The organism is Streptomyces sp. DSM 15324, from assembly GCF_001514285.1.
In the GTDB taxonomy this organism is placed as follows: Bacteria; Actinomycetota; Actinomycetes; order Streptomycetales; family Streptomycetaceae; genus Streptomyces.
Map to the genome: position 1 here is coordinate 441,592 of NZ_KQ949027.1, position 16,364 is coordinate 457,955.

Consider the following 16,364-nt stretch of genomic DNA (forward strand, 5'->3'; position numbering starts at 1 on the left):
ATCCCTACGGCTCGTCTCGGACAGGGCCCACGTGGTGGTGAAGCCTGTTGGCTCATGAGGAGAGATCGACGGAGGATGTGAATAGTTGTACGAAGTGGGGAAGATTTTCTGACGGGTTTTCCGCGGGGGCCGTCCCATCCGGTCGGGCGGCCCCTGCGGCGTCCGGGCAGGCGTCAGTCGAACCAGCGGTCGCGGGCCAGTTCCGCCGTGCGGGACGGGTCCTCCAGGAGGGCGGCCACCTCGAAGCGGCGGGGCCACTGGCCGGCGGCCCAGGCGAGGCCGGCGGCGACGCCCTCCAGGGTGGCGGCGTGCAGGACGCCGTCGTCGGTGAGGCGCCAGTCCAGTTCCACTCCGTCGACGACGAGTTCCTCGTGTTCGACGTAGACGGACGGGGTGCGCGGCCCGAGGAGGACGCGGACCGGGTCCGGGACCTCGTGTTCCGCGCCCTCGGAGTCGACCCGGCCGGTCACCGACTCACTCAGCCGCCTCACCTGGAACAGCTCGGCCAGCTCGGCGGCGCGGGACGGGCGGACCGGCAGGAGCGGGACGCCCGCCGTGAAGGGCAGCAGGTCCGGGGAGTCGACGACCACGGCGTCGGCCGCGTCCACGACCTCCACCCGGCCGTCCACGACCGCCCGCAGCTCGTCGGGGAGGGTGACCTGATCGGGGTCCAGCTCGGCCAGCGCACCGTAGAGGCCGTGCAGTTGGGCGGGGCCGACGGGGCGGTCGGGGTCGGCCAGGCGGTCGAGGAGTTCGGCCGCGCCGCCGGGCTCGTCGAGCAGCGCCGCCACCGACGTCCGTACGCCCAGCGCCCGCAGGACCTGCTCGTCGTCGAAGCCGGTCGCGTCGGCCTCGTCGTACAGGCCGCGCAGGAGCGGGTCGCCGCCGGCCGCCAGCAGGCCCGCCGGGCGGCGGCCGTCGAGCACCGGGTGCCCGCGCAGCCACCAGGCCGTGTAGGAGCGTACGACCTCGTGGGTGCCGTCGGGCAGGAGGATCCGCACCGGCTGGGTGAGGGCGTCGCGCAGGGGCGGCTGGGCGAGGAGGGCGAGGGCCTGGGGCCAGCGGTCGTCGTCGACCAGGTCGAGGTCGCGGACGGCGACGAGTTCGGTGGCCACCGGCGGGACGGGGGAGTCGGGGAAGCGGTCGAGGATGTCCTCGCACCAGACGTCCACCGCGTCCAGCAGCCCCGCGTCGTCCGGCTCGGCGAAGTCGCCCTCGCGGGGCTCCAGCTCGTCGGGGTCGAGGACGACGTCGGTGGCGCGGACGAGCGCGAAGGCGGCGAGGACGCCGACCGCGGCGAGCGGCCCCTCGCCCCAGCGCTCCACCAGCTCGGCGTCCACGGAGGCGAGTTCGTCCTCGCGGATGACGTCGGCGAACGGGCTGCCCGGCAGGACGAGTTCACCGGCCGGGACGAGTTCGCCGTCCTCGTCGGGCAGCGCGAGGGCGCCCAGCCAGGGCTCGTCGCCCGGTTCCAGGGCCGCGTCGCGGACGAGGGTGAGGACGGTGTCGGCGAGTTCCTCCGCGTCGGGCGTGTCCCGGTCGTCCCAGGCGCCGGCGTCGTCGTCGAGGGAGGCGGCGACCGCGGCCCGCACCTGCGGGGTGGTGAGCACCGCGCGCGGCGTGGCGGGCAGGGCGCCGAGCTTCTCCAGCAGCGGGTGCGCGGCGGCCGCGTGCGCGACCTTCAGGCCGAGGCGGGCGAGGACCTCCGGGTCGGCCCCGGCCTCGTCCGCGACGGGCAGCAGGACCTGGCGCGGACCGATCGTCGTCCGGCCTCCCCCAGAGCCAAAAGCCTGGGAGGTGCCCCCAGCCAGGGGCACGGGCAGTCCGGTGAGCCGGTCCGGGTCGACGCCGGCGAGGCTGTCGTAGAGCCGGTACCACCAGTCGGGGTCCTTCTCCAGCCCGGCGAGCCGGTCCACGGCGTCGGCGAGCGGGATCCGGGCGACGCCCAGCGTGCGCAGCTCGACGCGCCGCTCCAGACCGGCGGGCAGCAGGGTCGGGAGGACCTCCGCGAGGACCCGTACGGTGTCCGCGCCCGCGCCCTCGACGACCTCGGCGTCCCTCGGGCGCAGCGCCTCGGGCAGGTCGTCCTCGTCCTTGACGGGCTCCACGGCGGGCGGCAGGAAGGCGGTGCGCGGCAGCCGCTGAAGGATCGCCCGGCGCAGCGCCCCGTCCAGCTCGCCCTTGCCGAGCGGGCCGGGCACGAGGTCGATGACGCCGGACGTCACCGGGCGCCAGTCGGCGAGGAGTTCGGCGTAGGCGTCGGCCGCGCGCTCGACCAGGTGGTCGGTGAGCGGGCCGGGGGCGGCGTGCCGGCGGGTGGTGTCCAGCGGGAAGGACGCGATGAGCAGCGCGGGGACGCCGAGCGGTTCGTCGCTGGGGGTCGGGGCGTGCACGACGGGGCTGGTGCGGGGCCGGGCGGGGGCGCCCTCCTCGTCCACGGGGACGGCCCAGGTGACCGACCAGTGCGCCCGCTGCCGCTCCTCGACGGGGCGGTCGGCGAGCAGTTCGGGCGTGAGCGGCCCGTGCGTGGCGGCCGTGCGCCAGCGGGTGGTGCCCTCGCGGGAGTCCGTGACGACGGTGAGGGCGCCGTCGGTGGTGCGGCGCAGGGTGCGGGGCGCGTCGGCGCCGGTCTCGATCACGACTTCCGTCAGGCCCGGCAGGGCGAGCAGGAGGGCGTCGTCGACGGCGGCGAGGAGGCGTTCGGCGAGGTCGGCGGCGGCCGCGTCGCGCAGCGGGAGGATGACGGCGGTGTCGTACGGGTCCGGGGCGGTGCCCTGGGCGGCGAAGGGCAGGCGCAGGAGCGGGACGTGGCCGTCGCGGCGGCGCAGCTCGTCGCCGAGGCCGGGGCTGTGGCGGGCGGTGTCGGCGGCCAGCTCGCGGGCCTCGGCGAGGTCCCAGCGGACGCCGCCGTGCCGGCCGACGACGGCGGGTTCGTCGGTGACGGAGAGGACGGCGGCGAAGCCGACGCCGAAGCGGCCCACGGACACCTGGGTGTCGCGCTTGGCGGAGGCGCGCAGGGTGGCGAGGGACTCCACGCCGGCCGCGTCCAGGGGGGCGCCGGTGTTCGCGGCGACGAGGACGCCGTCGCGGAGGGTGAGCCGCAGCCGGCCGGGCACCCCGGCGCGGGCGGCCGCGTCGGCGGCGTTCTGGGCGAGCTCCACGACGAGACGGTCACGGTAGCCGCCGAGGACGAGGTCCTCCTCGGCGTTGGCGTCCTCGCGGAAACGGGCGGGACTGGTGGCCCAGGCGTCCAGGACGCCGCGGCGCAGGCGGGCCGTGCCGAAGGGGTCAGCGCCCTCGGGGGCCGGCCGCACGAACTTGCTCACGTTCACTCTCCTCGTCGGCGTGAGGAGAAGGTATCGCGCACCAGGGCCCACCCGGGCCGCCGCCCGGACCCAGGACCGGCAGCGCGGCTGACGGCACCCGAGCCCTCAGCGTCCCCGACCGACCGGACCACGGCCACCAACTCGTCCCCTCACCGAACCGACGGCCGCCCCGCTCGATGGTCCCCCGGGCCCCGGCCCGGGGGGGCTGGCGCCCCGGCTCCCACGCGCGGCCGCCCCGCTCCACGGTCCCCGCGCTGCCGAACCTCCGGCTGCGGCTCCGGGGGCGCGGCCGCCCCGCTCCGAAAGCCCCGGCGCCCCGGCTCCCACGCGCGGCCGCCCCGCTCCACGGTTGCCACGCTGCCGAAGCTCCGGCCTCGGCTCCGGGGGCGCGGCCGCCCCGCTCCGAAAGCCCCGGCCCGGCTCCCAGGCTCCCCTAACACAGGACTGGCGGCGCGGCTCACAGCGGACGAGCCCTCAGCGTCCCCCGACCGACCGGAACCACAGCCACCCACTCCTCCACCCACCGAACCGACGGCCGCCCTGCTCCACGGGCCCCGGGCCCCAGAACCCCGGCCCGGGGGGCGCGGCCGCCCCGCTCCGAAAGCCCCGGCCCACAGGCACACCGGCCGGAGGCCCACCCCAGCCCCGTCCCCAAAGCTCCCCGACCGGAGGCCCACCCGGGCCGGAAGCCCACCCGCGCCGGAAGCCCACCCGGCCCGGAACCCACCCCGGCCGGAGGCCCACCCCGGCCGGAGGCCAACGCCGGCCCCGCCCCCCGGGTTCCCCCGCCGGAGGCCTACGCGTGGCCCAGTTCCGCCGTCGCCTCGTCGGGGGCGGGCGGGACCGAGCCCGAGTCCGCGGCCGGGCGGAGTGGGAAGGGGTCCACCCTGGTCTCGTCGATCACCGGCGCGGGCGGCTGCGGGGGCTTCGGCATGACCGCGGCCTCGGAGTGGCCGCCGCAGCCGTAGGCCAGGGACACGACCCGCCCGTCCGCGGGGGAGAACTCGTTGGCGCAGACGCCGAAGGCCTGGCCGAGGGAGCCGCCGATGGGGGTGAGGAAGCCGCAGCTGACGCAGGTCGCGGGGGCCGCCTGGGCCATGGGCGTCTTGGCACCGAAGGACTCCTCCCAGCGGTCGGCGGCGGTGTGCAGGCCGTAGCGGGACAGGACCCGGGCGCGGCGCAGGCCCAGCTCCTCGGCGACCGCGGAGATCGAGCCGCGGGCCGGGGCCGCGGGCAGGGCGGCCGGCGGGGCCGCCGTGACCTCGGCGTCCTCGGCCTCGACCAGTTCGGCCATCTCCTGCGAGACGGGCGCGTTGGGCGCCGGCTCGTCCTCGCCGGAGTACCCGGGCTCCAGCCGCAGGTCCTCGGCGTCGGTGGGCAGGAGGTCGCCGGGGCCCAGGTCGCCGGGGCGCAGGCGCTCGCTCCACGGGACCCACTCGGGGGCGAGGACGGCGTCCGGGCCGGGCAGCAGGACGACCTCGTCGAGGGTGACGATCTTGGCGCGGGAGGCGCGGGCCACGGTGGCCGCCCAGCGCCAGCCCCGGTAGCCGAGCTCCTTGCACTCGAAGTAGTGCGTGACGACCCGGTCGCCCTCGGAGAGCAGGCCTACGTGCTCGCCGACGACGCCGGGCGCGGCGGCCTCCTCGGCTGCGGCGCGGGCGAGGTCGACGGCCTCGGCGCACAGGCGGTCGGGGGTGCGGCTTCGCGTGGTCGCTGCGCTCACAGGTATCGCTTCTCTCCTACGCCGTCTCTCGGGTGCGCCGGCCTGAAGGCGGCGGGTGCGGACGGAGCGGACCGAAGGGCCGCGTCGACGTCCGCGCCCGATCGCGCTCGGGCGCACCTGCTGTCATCCATTCTGCTGGATGCCGGGGAGGCGCGCGGCCGAGAACGATCGCCACGGCGCGCTACGCACGCTACCTGTTCCGCGACGTTCGGCCTACACCGACGGGACGTTTCCCCGTACCGGACCGTCCCCGGACCCGCACCCGCACCGCGTCCAGACCCGTCCCCGGACCCGTACCCAGACCCGTCCCCGGACTGTATCCAGACCCGCCCGGACCCGTCCCAGGCCCGTACCCGGACCGTATCCAGACCCGCCCGGACCCGTCCCAGGCCCGTACCCGGACCGTATCCAAACCGGTCCCGGACCCGTCCCAGGCCCGTACCCGGACCCTATCCGGACGGTACCCGACCCCCTCCATCCGCGCGGGAACCGCACTATGCGGGCCATTCTCGGGGCACTATGACGGGGTGGCAGCCGCGAAAGCATCCGAAGGTGCCACCGGGACCGGTGGGACGAGGGAATCGAGAAGGCCGAAGGGAACGGGCCGGATCGGCGGGCCGGGCCGGATCGGCGGGTCCGTCCGTGCCGTCGGCCGTGCCCTGCACCTCCCGTTCACCGGCACGGCCCGCGGCATCAGGAAGGCCACGCACGCGCACGGCGCAGGCGAGTCCGGCCTCGGCAAGCTGATCGAGCTGCACGCGGTGAACGGCGCGGGGGACGTGATGATCACCGTCGCGCTGGCCTCCACCGTCTTCTTCTCGGTGCCGACGGACGAGGCCCGGGGCCGGGTGGCGCTGTACCTCGCCATCACCATGGCGCCCTTCACCGTCCTCGCCCCGGTGATCGGCCCGCTCCTGGACAAGCTGCCGCACGGCCGCCGGGCGGCGATGGCGGGCGCGATGCTCGCCCGGGCCCTGCTGGCGCTGATCATCGCCGGGGCGGTCGCCACCGGCAGTCTGGAGCTGTACCCGGCGGCGCTCGGCGTGCTCGTCGCGTCGAAGGCGTACGGCGTGGTCCGCAGCGCCGTGGTCCCCCGGCTCCTCCCGCCGCGCTTCTCCCTGGTGAAGGCGAACTCGCGCGTCACCCTCGGCGGGCTCCTCGCCACCGGCGTGGCGGCTCCGGTGGGGGCGGGGCTGCACGCGATCGGGGAGCGCTGGCCGCTGTACGGCGCCTTCGTGATCTTCATGGCGGGTACGTTCCTGTCGTTCTCCCTGCCGCCGAAGGTGGACTCCGCCAAGGGCGAGGACATCGCGCTGCTCGCGGCGGACGAGGAGCATCTGCACGGCCCGCACCGGCAGCCGGTCAAGCGCCCCGGTCTGCGGACCGTCGGCATCGCCGTCACCCACGCCCTCGGCGCGAACGCGGCGCTGCGCTGGCTGTCCGGCTTCCTGACCTTCTTCCTCGCCTTCCTGCTGCGCGAGCACCCGCTGACCGGGTCCAGCGCGGCCGTGTCGCTGGGCATGGTGGCGGTCGCGGCGGGTGTGGGCAACGCGCTCGGTACGGCGGTGGGGGCGTGGCTGCGGGCCCGGGCGCCGGAGATCATCATCGTGACGGTGCTCGCGGTGGTCCTGGGCGCGGCGATCACGACGGCGGTCTTCTTCGGCGCGTTCCTGGTGGCGTGTCTGACGGCGACGACCGGGTTCTGTCTGGCGCTGGCGAAGCTGTCGCTGGACGCGCTGATCCAGCGGGACGTGCCGGAGCTGGTGCGCACCTCGGCGTTCGCCCGCTCGGAGACCATGCTCCAGATGGCGTGGGTGCTGGGCGGCGCGATCGGCATCGTGATGCCGCTCAACGGCACGCTGGGGCTGTGCGTGGCCGCCGGTGTCCTCGCGCTCGGCTGGCTGACGACGGTGCGTGGCCTGATCGGCTCGGCCCGTCACGGAGGAGCGGCGAAGGCCCGCGTGGCGTAACACACGGCGGCATGGCCCCCCGCATAAAGAGACCGCCGCACCCGCCCGATAGCCTTCGCCCCATGACCACGCTGCACTCCGTAACGCGACGCCGCGCCGTCGCTGCCGCCGGCGCCGTTTCCGCCGGACTGCTCGTCCTGTCGGCCTGTGACAAGCCGACGCCGCTGTCCACGATCACCGTCGGCCGCGCCTCGGTGAGCTCCGAGGCCACCTGCGGCGGCGAGGGCAAGGCGCTGAACGCCGCCGCTCTGACGAAGTGCCTGGCCGACAAGGACATCAAGTCCATCGACGTCGACCCGGACGAGACGGTCCGCTTCGGTGTCGACCCCGACATCGCGGACAAGCGCTGGACCATCCTGATGAACGGTCAGCCGCTCACCGAGGACAGCGACAAGACGTACCGCACCATCCCGGGCAGCGTGTTCTTCAACGCGCAGTACGGCGCCCAGGGCGACTCGACGCTCGTCACCATCAAGGCCGGCGACGGCAAGAAGGACAGCCAGACCGCGACGGGTCTGTGGTCGTTCAAGCTGAAGAAGGACGACTAGTCACGTCCTCCGCCCGCATCCTCGTGGCCACCGCGGTCCCCGCAGAACGGGACGCGGTGGCACGGGCGTTTCCGGAGCCCGGCCGGCCGGTGTCCCGGCCCGGGGTGGAGCTGCACCGCGCCGGCGGGCCGTTCGACCTCCTCGCCGCCGGGGTCGGCCCGGCGCTCGCCGCCGCGTCCGTCTCCGCCGCGCTGACCGCCGCGACGCTGACCGGTGAGCCGTACGGCCTGGTCGTCTCGGCCGGTATCGCCGGCGGCTTCCTGCCCGGGGCGCCCGTCGGCTCGCTGGTGGTGGCGGACCGGATCACCGTCGCCGACCTGGGCGCGGAGAGCGCGGAGGGCTTCCTGCCGGTCACCGAGCTGGGTTTCGGCACCGTCACCCACCGTCCGCCGGACTCACTCGTACGAGTGACCGCGGACGCCACCGGGGCCCGTACCGGCGAGATCCTGACCGTCTCCACGGTCACCGGCACCGCCGCCCGTGCCGCCGCCCTGCGCGCACGCCACCCCGGGGCGCTGGCCGAGGCCATGGAGGGTTTCGGGGTCGCCGAGGCGGCCGGCGCGCACGGCACCCCCGTCCTGGAGATCCGGGCGGTCTCCAATCCCGTGGGCCCCCGCGACCGCGCGGCCTGGCGCATCGGCGAGGCGCTGGCCGCGCTGACGACCGGCTTCGGGAAGCTCGCGCCCCTTCTGGAAAGTTGGAACCGGCATGACCAGTGAGCAGCGGCTGCGGATCGCGTACTCCCCCTGCCCGAACGACACGTTCGTCTTCGACGCCCTCGCCCACGGCCGGGTGCCGGGCGCGCCCGCGCTGGACGTGACGTTCGCGGACATCGACCTCACCAACGGCATGGCCGAGCGGGGCGAGTTCGATGTGCTGAAGGTGTCGTACGCGGTGCTGCCGTACGTCCTCGACAGGTACGCCCTGCTGCCGTGCGGGGGTGCGCTGGGCCGGGGCTGCGGACCGCTGGTCCTGACCCGGGAGCCGGGGCTTGGGGGCACCTCCCACGCTTTCGGCAGTGGGGGACTGACCGGCCGCACGGTCGCGGTGCCCTCCGAGCGGTCGACGGCGTACCTGCTGTTCCGGCTGTGGGCGGCGGACACGCTGCCCGGCGGGGTGGGCGAGATCGTGGTCCTGCCCTTCCACGAGATCATGCCCGCCGTACGGGACGGCAAGGTCGACGCGGGGCTCGTCATCCACGAGGCGCGCTTCACGTACCAGAACTACGGTCTGCACAAGTTGGCGGACATGGGCGAGCACTGGGAGTCCACCACGGGCCTGCCGATCCCGCTGGGCGCGATCATCGCCAGGCGCTCCCTGGGCCCGGACACGCTGACCGCGCTGGCGTCCGCGATCCGCAGCTCCGTACAGGCCGCCTGGGACGCCCCCGAGATCTCCCGCCCGTACGTCATGGCCCACGCGCAGGAGATGGACCCGGCGGTCGCCGACCAGCACATCGGCCTGTACGTCAACGCCTTCACGGCCGACCTGGGCGAGGCCGGCTACGCGGCGGTCCGGGGACTGCTGACGCGGGCGGCGGCCGAGGGCCTGGTGCCCGCGCTCGGACCCGAGTCGCTCGCGTTCCCCTGATCGCGGAAGAACGGCAGAAAAAAGCCGCCCCGGCGGCCGGGAAGCTGTGGGCCCCCCGGCCGGGGCTGCTCGATCTCCCGGACCCGGCTGCGGGTCAGACGTCCAGCTGGTCGGCGACCGCGCGCAGCAGGCCGGCGATCTTCTTGCCGGAGGCCTTGTCGGGGTAGCGGCCCTTCTCCAGCATCGGCGTGATGTTCTCGAGGAGGGTCGTCAGGTCCTGCACGATGGAGGCCAGTTCGTCCGGCTTCTTGCGCTGGGCCGCCGCGACGGAGGGCGTCGGGTCGAGGACAACGACGGAGAGTGCCTGGTCGCCGCGCTGTCCGGCGACGACGCCGAACTCCACTCGCTGGCCCGGCTTCAGGGCCTCGACTCCGGCGGGGAGGACGGAGGAATGGACGAAGACGTCACCGCCGTCGTCACGGGAGAGGAAGCCGAAGCCCTTCTCACTGTTGAACCACTTGACCTTGCCAGTCGGCAAAGCACACACTCCCTCGATCCGTCCTGGACAGACACCCGGACGCCGTTGAACAAGCCGTCGAACCACCTTACCGGGGGTCTCTCCAGCGGAACACGCCTTAAAACGGCGCGGAGCCCGTTGTGGTCCGAGGCCGGCGGGACAGAAGCTCGGTTGCGTGTGGAAAGTGTGCGGATCCAGACGGACTTGGCCTCTTCCTTGATCCGGAAGACAGCCGCACGACCGTTCCCGGGCCTCAGCGAACGTCCCCGAGCAGACCCCCGATCACCGGGCGCCCCGTCCGGCCGAGCCGGTCAGGGAAGTCCACTGCTGCCCCCCGGACGGCGGGAATCAGGTCCGCGAGCCGTGCGAGCTGTTCGCGCTGGGAGTGCAGGTCCAGGGCACCGAGGCGGGCGACGATGTGCCGAGCACCGGCGGCGACGTACTCTCCCAGGCGCTCCACCACCTGGCCCGCGGAGCCGGTGACCACTGCCTGGATCTGTTCCAGCTCCTCCAGTGGCATTCCGTATGTGGCCCGCGCGTAGTCGTCCAGTGCCCGACGGCCGCTCTCGACGTCGTCGTCGATCCGTACCGAGACGAACAGTGCGGGGGTGATGCCCTCGGGCGCCCGCCCGGCGTCGGCCGCCGCCTCGTGGACGGTACGGAGGCCGGACCCGTAGTCGGCGGGGTCTGGCGGGTAGGGCAGCCATCCGTCGTACAGCCGGCCGGTGCGGGCCAGCGCCGCGGGTGTCGCGCCGCCGAGCCAGATGGGTGGGCCGCCGGCTCGGGACGGCCCGGTCGTGGGCGGGATGTCATCGAACCGGAGGATCTCGCCGTGGAAGGCGTCGGCACCGTCCCACAGGGCCCGCCACAGCGCGACGGTCTCGTCCAGGCGGGCGAAGCGCCTTTCCCACGGCACCTCGGACAGCGTGTAGAGGGGCCGCCCGAATCGGCCCGGGAAGCCGGCGCCGACGGCAACGGTGAGCCGGCCACCGGACAGCACATCGATCGACGCGAGGGACTGCGCGGCCTGGATCGGCCGACGGAGGAACGGCATCAGCGCAGCCGTGCCCAGCATGACGGTCTCGGTCACCGGGGCGAGTGCGGCCAGCATCGTGAGCGCCTCGATGCGCGGGCTGATCAGCGAATCGTTGACGAAGAGCGAGGAGAAGCCCGAGCATTCGGCGTACCGGCCGAAGGCGATCAGCTCGCGAGGGTCGTCCGCAGCGCCCCACTGGGCGGTTCCGGTCGGAAGTAGCACACCGATGTCCATGTCGGCCATGTTCACGACCGGTACGAGTGGCGACAATTCCCTGCGGGGAATGGCCTGTGACCCTCCTCCGCCGTTACAACAGGCTCGTGGACTTCCCCCGTGCGCTTCGTGAACGTCGTACCCGCCGTCATGTCAGCCAACTCGACCTGGCGCTGCGAGCGGGCACCACCCAGCGCTACCTCAGCTTCATCGAGTCCGGCAGGTCCGTCCCGGGCCGGAACATGGTCGTGCGCCTGGCCGAGTCGCTGGAGCTGCCGCTGCGGGAACGCAACGAGCTGCTGCTGGCCGCCGGGTACGCGCCCGCATACCCGGAGAGCTCCCTGGACGATCCGGTGCTGGCCCCCGTACGCACGGCGATCGACCACATCCTCCGCGGGCACCTGCCGTACCCGGCGCTGGTCGTGGACCGGAGCGGGGACCTGATCGCCGCGAACACCGCATTGGACCTGATCACCGAGGGTGCGGCCCCCGAGCTGGTGGGGCCGGGCACGAACATCTACCGCCTTGCGCTGCATCCCGACGGCCTGGCTCCCCGTATCCTCAACCTCGCCGAGTGGGCCCGCCACATCGTGGTGCGCCTCGGCCACCTGGAGCAGTTGCGCGCGGAGCTCACCGGGTACGTTCCCGGGCTGGAGCCGTCCGCCGGGCACCTCGGTTTCGCGGTGCCGCTTCACCTTCGCTCCTCGTACGGTGAGCTGCGCCTGATGACGACGGTGACGACCTTCGCCACCGCCGTCGACGTGACGCTTGCCGAGCTGAAACTGGAGGCGTTCCTGCCGGCCGACCCGGCGACGGCCGAAGCCCTCTCGAGAGCAGCCGGGGCCATGGCTTGCCCTGCCGCCGGTCAGGAGCCCGGGAAGAGGTAGGGCGGCGCACTGGAACTACCCTGGTCCGGTGCGTGACAGAACCCCAACCGATTCCGCCGCTCCCGGTGACCGACTGATCCGTGCCGGGGCCGTCGTCTTCCTCGTCGGTGCCGTGGCCACCCTCGTGACGATCGCCCCGCTGTTCCTCGGTACGACGCCTTTCCCGACGTACATGTTCGGGCTGAGCATGCTCATGGGCGTCGGATTCCTCGTCGCGGGCGCCGGGGTGCTCCGGTCGATCGCGGCGGGCCGGCGTCGGGCGCGGGCGGGGAATCAGCCCTCGTAGTCCGCGAACCACGCCCCGAACCGGGTCAGGTCGTCGAGGACGACGTCCGCCCCGGCCTCGGTCAGTTCCGCGGCGCTGCACGGCCCCGTGGCCACGCCCACCGAGAACGCCTCGGCGAGCCGGGCCCCGCGCACGTCCCCCACATGGTCGCCGACGTACACGGACGCGCCGTGCTCCCGCAGCGCGTCCGCCTTCTGCGCCGCCCACAGGTTGCCGATCACCGCATGGGGCCGCATCCCCAGGTGCTCCATGTGGAGCCGGGCGTTGGGCTCCCACTTCGCGGTGACGACGATCGCCTTCCCGCCGGCCCGCCGCACCGCCTCCAGCGCCTCGTGGGCGCCGGGCATCGCGAGGGTGCCGGTGACGGCGTACGCCGGGTAGATCTCCCGGTAGAGGTCGGCCATGGCCGCCACGTCCTTGGCCGGGAACCAGTTCGCCATCTCCTCCACCAGCGGCGGCCCCAGCCGCGTGACCACGAGATCGGCGTCGACGTACGTCCCGGTCCGCGCGGACAGCTCCGTCCAGCAGGCGTGGATACCGGGCCGGGAGTCGATGAGGGTCATGTCGAGGTCGAAGCCGACGGTACGGGCACGGAGGGAGGCGACGGTCATGCGGGACATTGTGCCGGGCCGGGCCCCCGGTCCTCCGGGGGCCCGGCCTATGTCCGCCGCTGCGAGCGCCAGACCAGGAACAGCGCCGACGCCACGGCCGCGCCCCGCACCACCCACGGCCAGGTCTCGCCGATCGCGTCGTTCATGTGCCCCTCGGCGATGGGCGCGCCCCAGCGGCCCTCGCTGCGGCCCCACAGCCACACCAGCCCGGCCGCGACGGACAGCCCCGGCAGCCACATGACCGCCAGCTTGGTCTCCCGGTCGGTCAGCCGGCGCGAGACATAGGCGATCGCCCAGCCCGCGACCAGCAGCAACAGCTTTCCCAGCACCGCGCCGACGACCAGCGCGACGGCCGTGAGCAGCAGCAAGGGGTTGCTCCAGCCGCCGCTCGGGAGGGCGGGCCGGAACCGGCGACGTCCCTTGACCGCCGCGGCCTCCTCGCCCGCCGCCCCGTCGGGGTCCTTCGGCGTGTCCCCGGGCTCCTCCGGCTCCTTCTCCGTTCGCGGCGGCCGCGGGGCCCGCAGCATCTCCGGGATCTCGACCCCGCCGACGAACCCGGGCACCTCGTCGCCCACGGCGAACGGATCGGACTCCCGCTCCCACCAGTCGGGCACCTGGACCTCGTCGGCGAGCGTGCCCGACCGGGGCCCGGGCACCTTGCCCAGCCCCTGGGGGGACGGTGGCGGCCGGTCCTCGTCGTCCCGCTGTACGGGCACGGAGGGCGTCGGCGTCTGCGGGGCACCCGCGCCGCCGTCGGCCGCCGCGGCGACGACGTCGTCCGGGCTGCCGAGGCGGTCGATGATGCGGCGGACGGCGGCGGGCGAGTCGACGGCCGCCCGGGAGCGGCGCCGGTCGATCTCGTTGCGCAGCTCGGACACGAGCCGCATCCGCGTGGCCGACGACAACTGCTGCTGCTGTGCGACGTCGCCGACGCGGCTCAGATACTCGTAGACGACCTGGTCGCTCTCGATCCCCACGAAGGGCACGGTACCGCGCAGGGGATGCGCGGGTCCGGGGGCGCGGCCCCCCGGCGCGGTGACCCGCTAACGTGGGCAAGATGAGCACCGAGGACCACCCGGCCCCCCGGTCCCTCGCGGAGGCGCTCCGCGGCAGGGACGACGCCTCCCTGGCCGCCCTCCTGCGCAGCCGCCCCGACCTCGTCACCCCGGTCCCGGGCGACCTCACCCAGCTCGCCACCCGGGCCGGCACCCGGGCCTCCGTCGTACGGGCGCTGGAGCGGCTCGACCGGTTCGCCCTGCAGACCGCGGAGGCGCTGGCGGTGGCCGCGGACCCGTCGTCGTACGACGAACTGCTCGGCCTGATGGCCGGGGACGCCCGCGACCCGGAGGTGTCGGCCGCACTGCCCGGCGCCCTCGCGGCGCTGCGCGAGCAGGCGCTCGTGTGGGGCGCCGACGACCGCCTCCGTCTGGTCCGCACGGCCCGTGAGCTGCTCGCCCCGTCGCCGCAGCACCCGTCCCCCACCGGTCTCGGCCCGAGTGTGCGGGAGGCGACGGCGGGGATGTCGCCGGGCCGGATCCAGGAGATCGTGGCGACGGCCGGGCTGCCGTCCACGCACGACTCGGTGTCCGCCGTGGACGCGCTGACCGCGCTGTTCACCCACCGCAGGAAGATGAAGGCGCTGCTGGCCAAGGGCCCGGCGGAGTCCGTGGAGGTGCTGGAGCGGCTGGTGTGGGGCCCGCCGTACGGCCAGGTCACCCATGATCCGGCGCCCCGGCTGCGCTGGCTGCTGGACCGTGGCCTGCTGCTGCCGACGGCGCCCGGCACGGTCGTCCTCCCGCGCGAGGTCGCCCTGCATCTGCGGGCCGGACGGGCGCACCGGGCGCCGGAGCCGCTGCCGCCCGCCGTGGAGCCGTCCGTCACCCACCGTCCACAGGTTGTGGACAGTACGGCGGCCGGGCAGGCGTACACCGCGCTGGCGACGGTGGAGGAGCTGCTGAAGGACTGGGACGAGGGCGGCCCGGCGGTGCTGCGGGCCGGCGGACTGAGCGTGCGGGACCTGAAGCGGACCGCCGTCGCCCTCGACGTTCCGGAGCCGACCGCGGCCTTCTGGGTGGAGCTGGCGTACGCCGCCGGGCTGATCGCCTCCGACGGCGAGGCCGACGAGCGGTACGCGGCGACGCCCGCGTACGACGAGTGGCTGGAGCGGCCCCCCGCCGAGCGCTGGGCACTTCTCGCCCAGGCGTGGCTGGCGGCGACCCGGACGTCCGGGGTGGTCGGCGGCCGGGACGCCAAGGAGCGGGCGCTGTCGGCGCTGGGCCCCGGCCTCGACCGCTCGGCGGCGCCCGAGGTGCGCCACCGGGTGCTGGCGCTGCTGGCCGCGCTGCCGGAGGGCGCCGCGCCGGACCCGCAGACGGTCCTGGCCCGGCTCCGCTGGGAGCGCCCGCTGCGCGGCCCGCAGTCCGTTCCCGGCCCCGGCCCCGCTCAGGGCACCCCCCGGGGCGAGGACGATCTCCGCTCCCGCCTCGCCCGCTGGACCCTCGCCGAGGCCGAGCTGCTCGGCGTGACCGGACGGGGTGCGCTGTCGGCCCAGGGCCGGTCCCTGATCGGCGGGTCGCCGGCCGCCCCCGGCCGGCACCCGGAACCCGAGGGCCCCGGCGACAAGCTCCCGGTCCACCACCACCGCACGGCCGCCCCCCTCGCCCCCCTGTCCCCGCCGGAGCAGGCCATGGCCGCCGCGGCCGCCGCCCGTCTGCTGGCGCCGCTGCTGCCCGAGCCCCTGGACCACGTCCTGCTCCAGGCGGACCTCACGGCCGTGGCCCCGGGCCCGCTGCGCCGCCCGCTCGCGGAGGTGCTGGGGGTGCTCGCCGACGTGGAGTCCAAGGGCGGCGCGACCGTCTACCGCTTCACTCCCGGCTCCGTACGCCGCGCCCTGGACGCCGGCCGCAGCGCCTCCGACCTGCACGCCTTCCTCGCCCAGCACTCGCGTACGCCGGTGCCGCAGCCGCTCGCCTATCTGATCGACGACGTGGCGCGCAGGCACGGGCAGCTGCGGGTGGGCGCGGCCTCGGCGTACGTCCGCTGCGACGACGACACCGTGCTGAACGAGATCCTCGCCGACAAACGGGCCGGCACACTGCGGCTCCGCCGCCTCGCCCCGACGGTCCTGGCGGCCCAGGCCGATCCGGCGACCCTGCTCGAAGGGCTGCGCGCGATGGGGTACGCCCCCGCCGCCGAATCGGCCGAGGGCGATGTCCTGATCACTCGCGCCCACGCCCACCGCACCCCGCCCCGCACGCCCCCCGAGCCGGTCCCGGACGGCCCCCCGGTGCCCGACGCGACCCTGCTCTCGGCGGCGGTCCGGGCGATCCGGGCGGGCGACCTGGCCTCGACGGCCCCCCGCAGACCCACGGACACGGCGACCCCCCTGGCCCCCGGCGAACTCCCCCGCACCAGCTCCGCCGAGACCCTGGCCACCATGCAGGCCGCCGTCCTGACCGGCGAGGCGCTCTGGATCGGCTACGTCAACGCGGAGGGCTCCGCCAGCCAGCGCGTCATCGCCCCCGTGCGGGTGGAGGGCGGCTTCGTCACGGCGTACGACCACACGGCGGACGAGGTGAGGACGTATCCGCTGCACCGGATCACGGGAGTGGCAGAACTGGCGGACGACTAACGGCCGACGGGCGGAGGCCTGGCGGCCGACGGGCGGGCCACCGGCGGAGGCCTGGCGGCCGACGGGCGGAGGCCTGGCGGACGACC

Annotated in this window: 13 protein-coding genes; 7 read left to right on the plus strand and 6 right to left on the minus strand. The window is 75.0% G+C overall.

Features of this window, described 5'->3' with window-relative positions; genetic code table 11:
- Positions 1-173: 173 nt before the first annotated feature.
- Together AQJ58_RS18745 and AQJ58_RS18750 are read right to left on the minus strand one after the other, a co-directional pair.
- A complete protein-coding gene (locus tag AQJ58_RS18745) occupies positions 174-3,326 on the minus strand; it encodes a sacsin N-terminal ATP-binding-like domain-containing protein (protein WP_067251529.1) in 3,153 nt (1,050 codons plus the stop codon).
- Between the two features lie 796 nt (positions 3,327-4,122).
- Positions 4,123-5,049 carry a DUF3027 domain-containing protein gene (locus AQJ58_RS18750; protein ID WP_067251531.1) on the minus strand — a complete coding sequence of 309 codons (927 nt, stop codon included), beginning with the start codon at positions 5,047-5,049 and terminating at the stop codon, positions 4,123-4,125.
- A gap of 527 nt (positions 5,050-5,576) precedes the next feature.
- On the opposite strand from AQJ58_RS18750, the gene AQJ58_RS18755 reads away from it, so the two are divergent.
- The 4 genes from AQJ58_RS18755 to AQJ58_RS18770 all read left to right on the plus strand — a co-directional run bounded on the left by AQJ58_RS18755 (position 5,577) and on the right by AQJ58_RS18770 (position 9,157).
- On the plus strand, positions 5,577-7,019 hold the full coding sequence (locus AQJ58_RS18755) for an MFS transporter (RefSeq protein WP_079079046.1): 1,443 nt from the start codon (positions 5,577-5,579) through the stop codon (positions 7,017-7,019).
- A gap of 62 nt (positions 7,020-7,081) precedes the next feature.
- A complete protein-coding gene (locus tag AQJ58_RS18760) occupies positions 7,082-7,567 on the plus strand; it encodes a DUF2771 domain-containing protein (protein ID WP_067251533.1) in 486 nt (161 codons plus the stop codon).
- Positions 7,568-7,590: 23 nt separating this feature from the next.
- Positions 7,591-8,286 (plus strand): futalosine hydrolase, encoded by a 696-nt coding sequence (locus tag AQJ58_RS18765; RefSeq protein ID WP_079079020.1) that lies wholly within the window; start codon positions 7,591-7,593, stop codon positions 8,284-8,286.
- Complete coding sequence (locus AQJ58_RS18770; RefSeq protein WP_067251534.1) at positions 8,276-9,157, plus strand: 1,4-dihydroxy-6-naphtoate synthase; 882 nt, start codon at positions 8,276-8,278, stop codon at positions 9,155-9,157. Before AQJ58_RS18765 ends, AQJ58_RS18770 begins: the two co-directional genes overlap by 11 nt.
- A gap of 94 nt (positions 9,158-9,251) precedes the next feature.
- Here the strand turns inward: AQJ58_RS18770 and AQJ58_RS45645 are convergent, their stop codons facing one another.
- A complete protein-coding gene (locus AQJ58_RS45645; protein WP_067251536.1) occupies positions 9,252-9,635 on the minus strand; it encodes a cold-shock protein in 384 nt (127 codons plus the stop codon).
- 232 nt (positions 9,636-9,867) lie between these two features.
- The gene (locus tag AQJ58_RS18780) at positions 9,868-10,893 is read right to left on the minus strand and encodes an LLM class flavin-dependent oxidoreductase (protein ID WP_324613778.1); all 1,026 of its coding nucleotides are present in this window, start codon (positions 10,891-10,893) and stop codon (positions 9,868-9,870) included.
- Between the two features lie 77 nt (positions 10,894-10,970).
- On the opposite strand from AQJ58_RS18780, the gene AQJ58_RS18785 reads away from it, so the two are divergent.
- On the plus strand, positions 10,971-11,750 hold the full coding sequence (locus AQJ58_RS18785) for a helix-turn-helix domain-containing protein (RefSeq protein ID WP_067251838.1): 780 nt from the start codon (positions 10,971-10,973) through the stop codon (positions 11,748-11,750).
- Positions 11,751-11,778: 28 nt separating this feature from the next.
- A complete protein-coding gene (locus AQJ58_RS18790) occupies positions 11,779-12,036 on the plus strand; it encodes a hypothetical protein (protein ID WP_067251537.1) in 258 nt (85 codons plus the stop codon).
- Here the strand turns inward: AQJ58_RS18790 and AQJ58_RS18795 are convergent.
- Both AQJ58_RS18795 and AQJ58_RS18800 read right to left on the minus strand, forming a co-directional pair.
- Positions 12,024-12,647, minus strand: a complete 624-nt coding sequence (locus tag AQJ58_RS18795) for an HAD family hydrolase (protein WP_067251840.1) — start codon at positions 12,645-12,647, stop codon at positions 12,024-12,026. The genes AQJ58_RS18790 and AQJ58_RS18795 overlap by 13 nt on opposite strands.
- Positions 12,648-12,694: 47 nt before the next feature.
- Positions 12,695-13,624 carry a hypothetical protein gene (locus AQJ58_RS18800; RefSeq protein WP_067251842.1) on the minus strand — a complete coding sequence of 310 codons (930 nt, stop codon included), beginning with the start codon at positions 13,622-13,624 and terminating at the stop codon, positions 12,695-12,697.
- An 80-nt stretch (positions 13,625-13,704) separates the two neighbouring features.
- On the opposite strand from AQJ58_RS18800, the gene AQJ58_RS18805 reads away from it, so the two are divergent.
- Entirely contained in the window at positions 13,705-16,278 is a 2,574-nt protein-coding gene (locus tag AQJ58_RS18805; RefSeq protein WP_067251843.1) for a helicase C-terminal domain-containing protein, read from the plus strand.
- The last annotated feature ends 86 nt before the right edge of the window (positions 16,279-16,364 follow it).

Excerpts from the sequence above, each read along its gene's own strand:
- AQJ58_RS18795 (WP_067251840.1), bottom strand. The coding sequence starts at position 12,647 with ATGACCGTCGCCTCCCTCCGTGCCCGTACCGTCGGCTTCGACCTCGAC.
- AQJ58_RS18780 (WP_324613778.1), bottom strand. The coding sequence starts at position 10,893 with ATGGCCGACATGGACATCGGTGTGCTACTTCCGACCGGAACCGCCCAG.
- AQJ58_RS18770 (WP_067251534.1), top strand. The coding sequence starts at position 8,276 with ATGACCAGTGAGCAGCGGCTGCGGATCGCGTACTCCCCCTGCCCGAAC.
- AQJ58_RS18805 (WP_067251843.1), top strand. The coding sequence starts at position 13,705 with ATGAGCACCGAGGACCACCCGGCCCCCCGGTCCCTCGCGGAGGCGCTC.
- AQJ58_RS18760 (WP_067251533.1), top strand. The coding sequence starts at position 7,082 with ATGACCACGCTGCACTCCGTAACGCGACGCCGCGCCGTCGCTGCCGCC.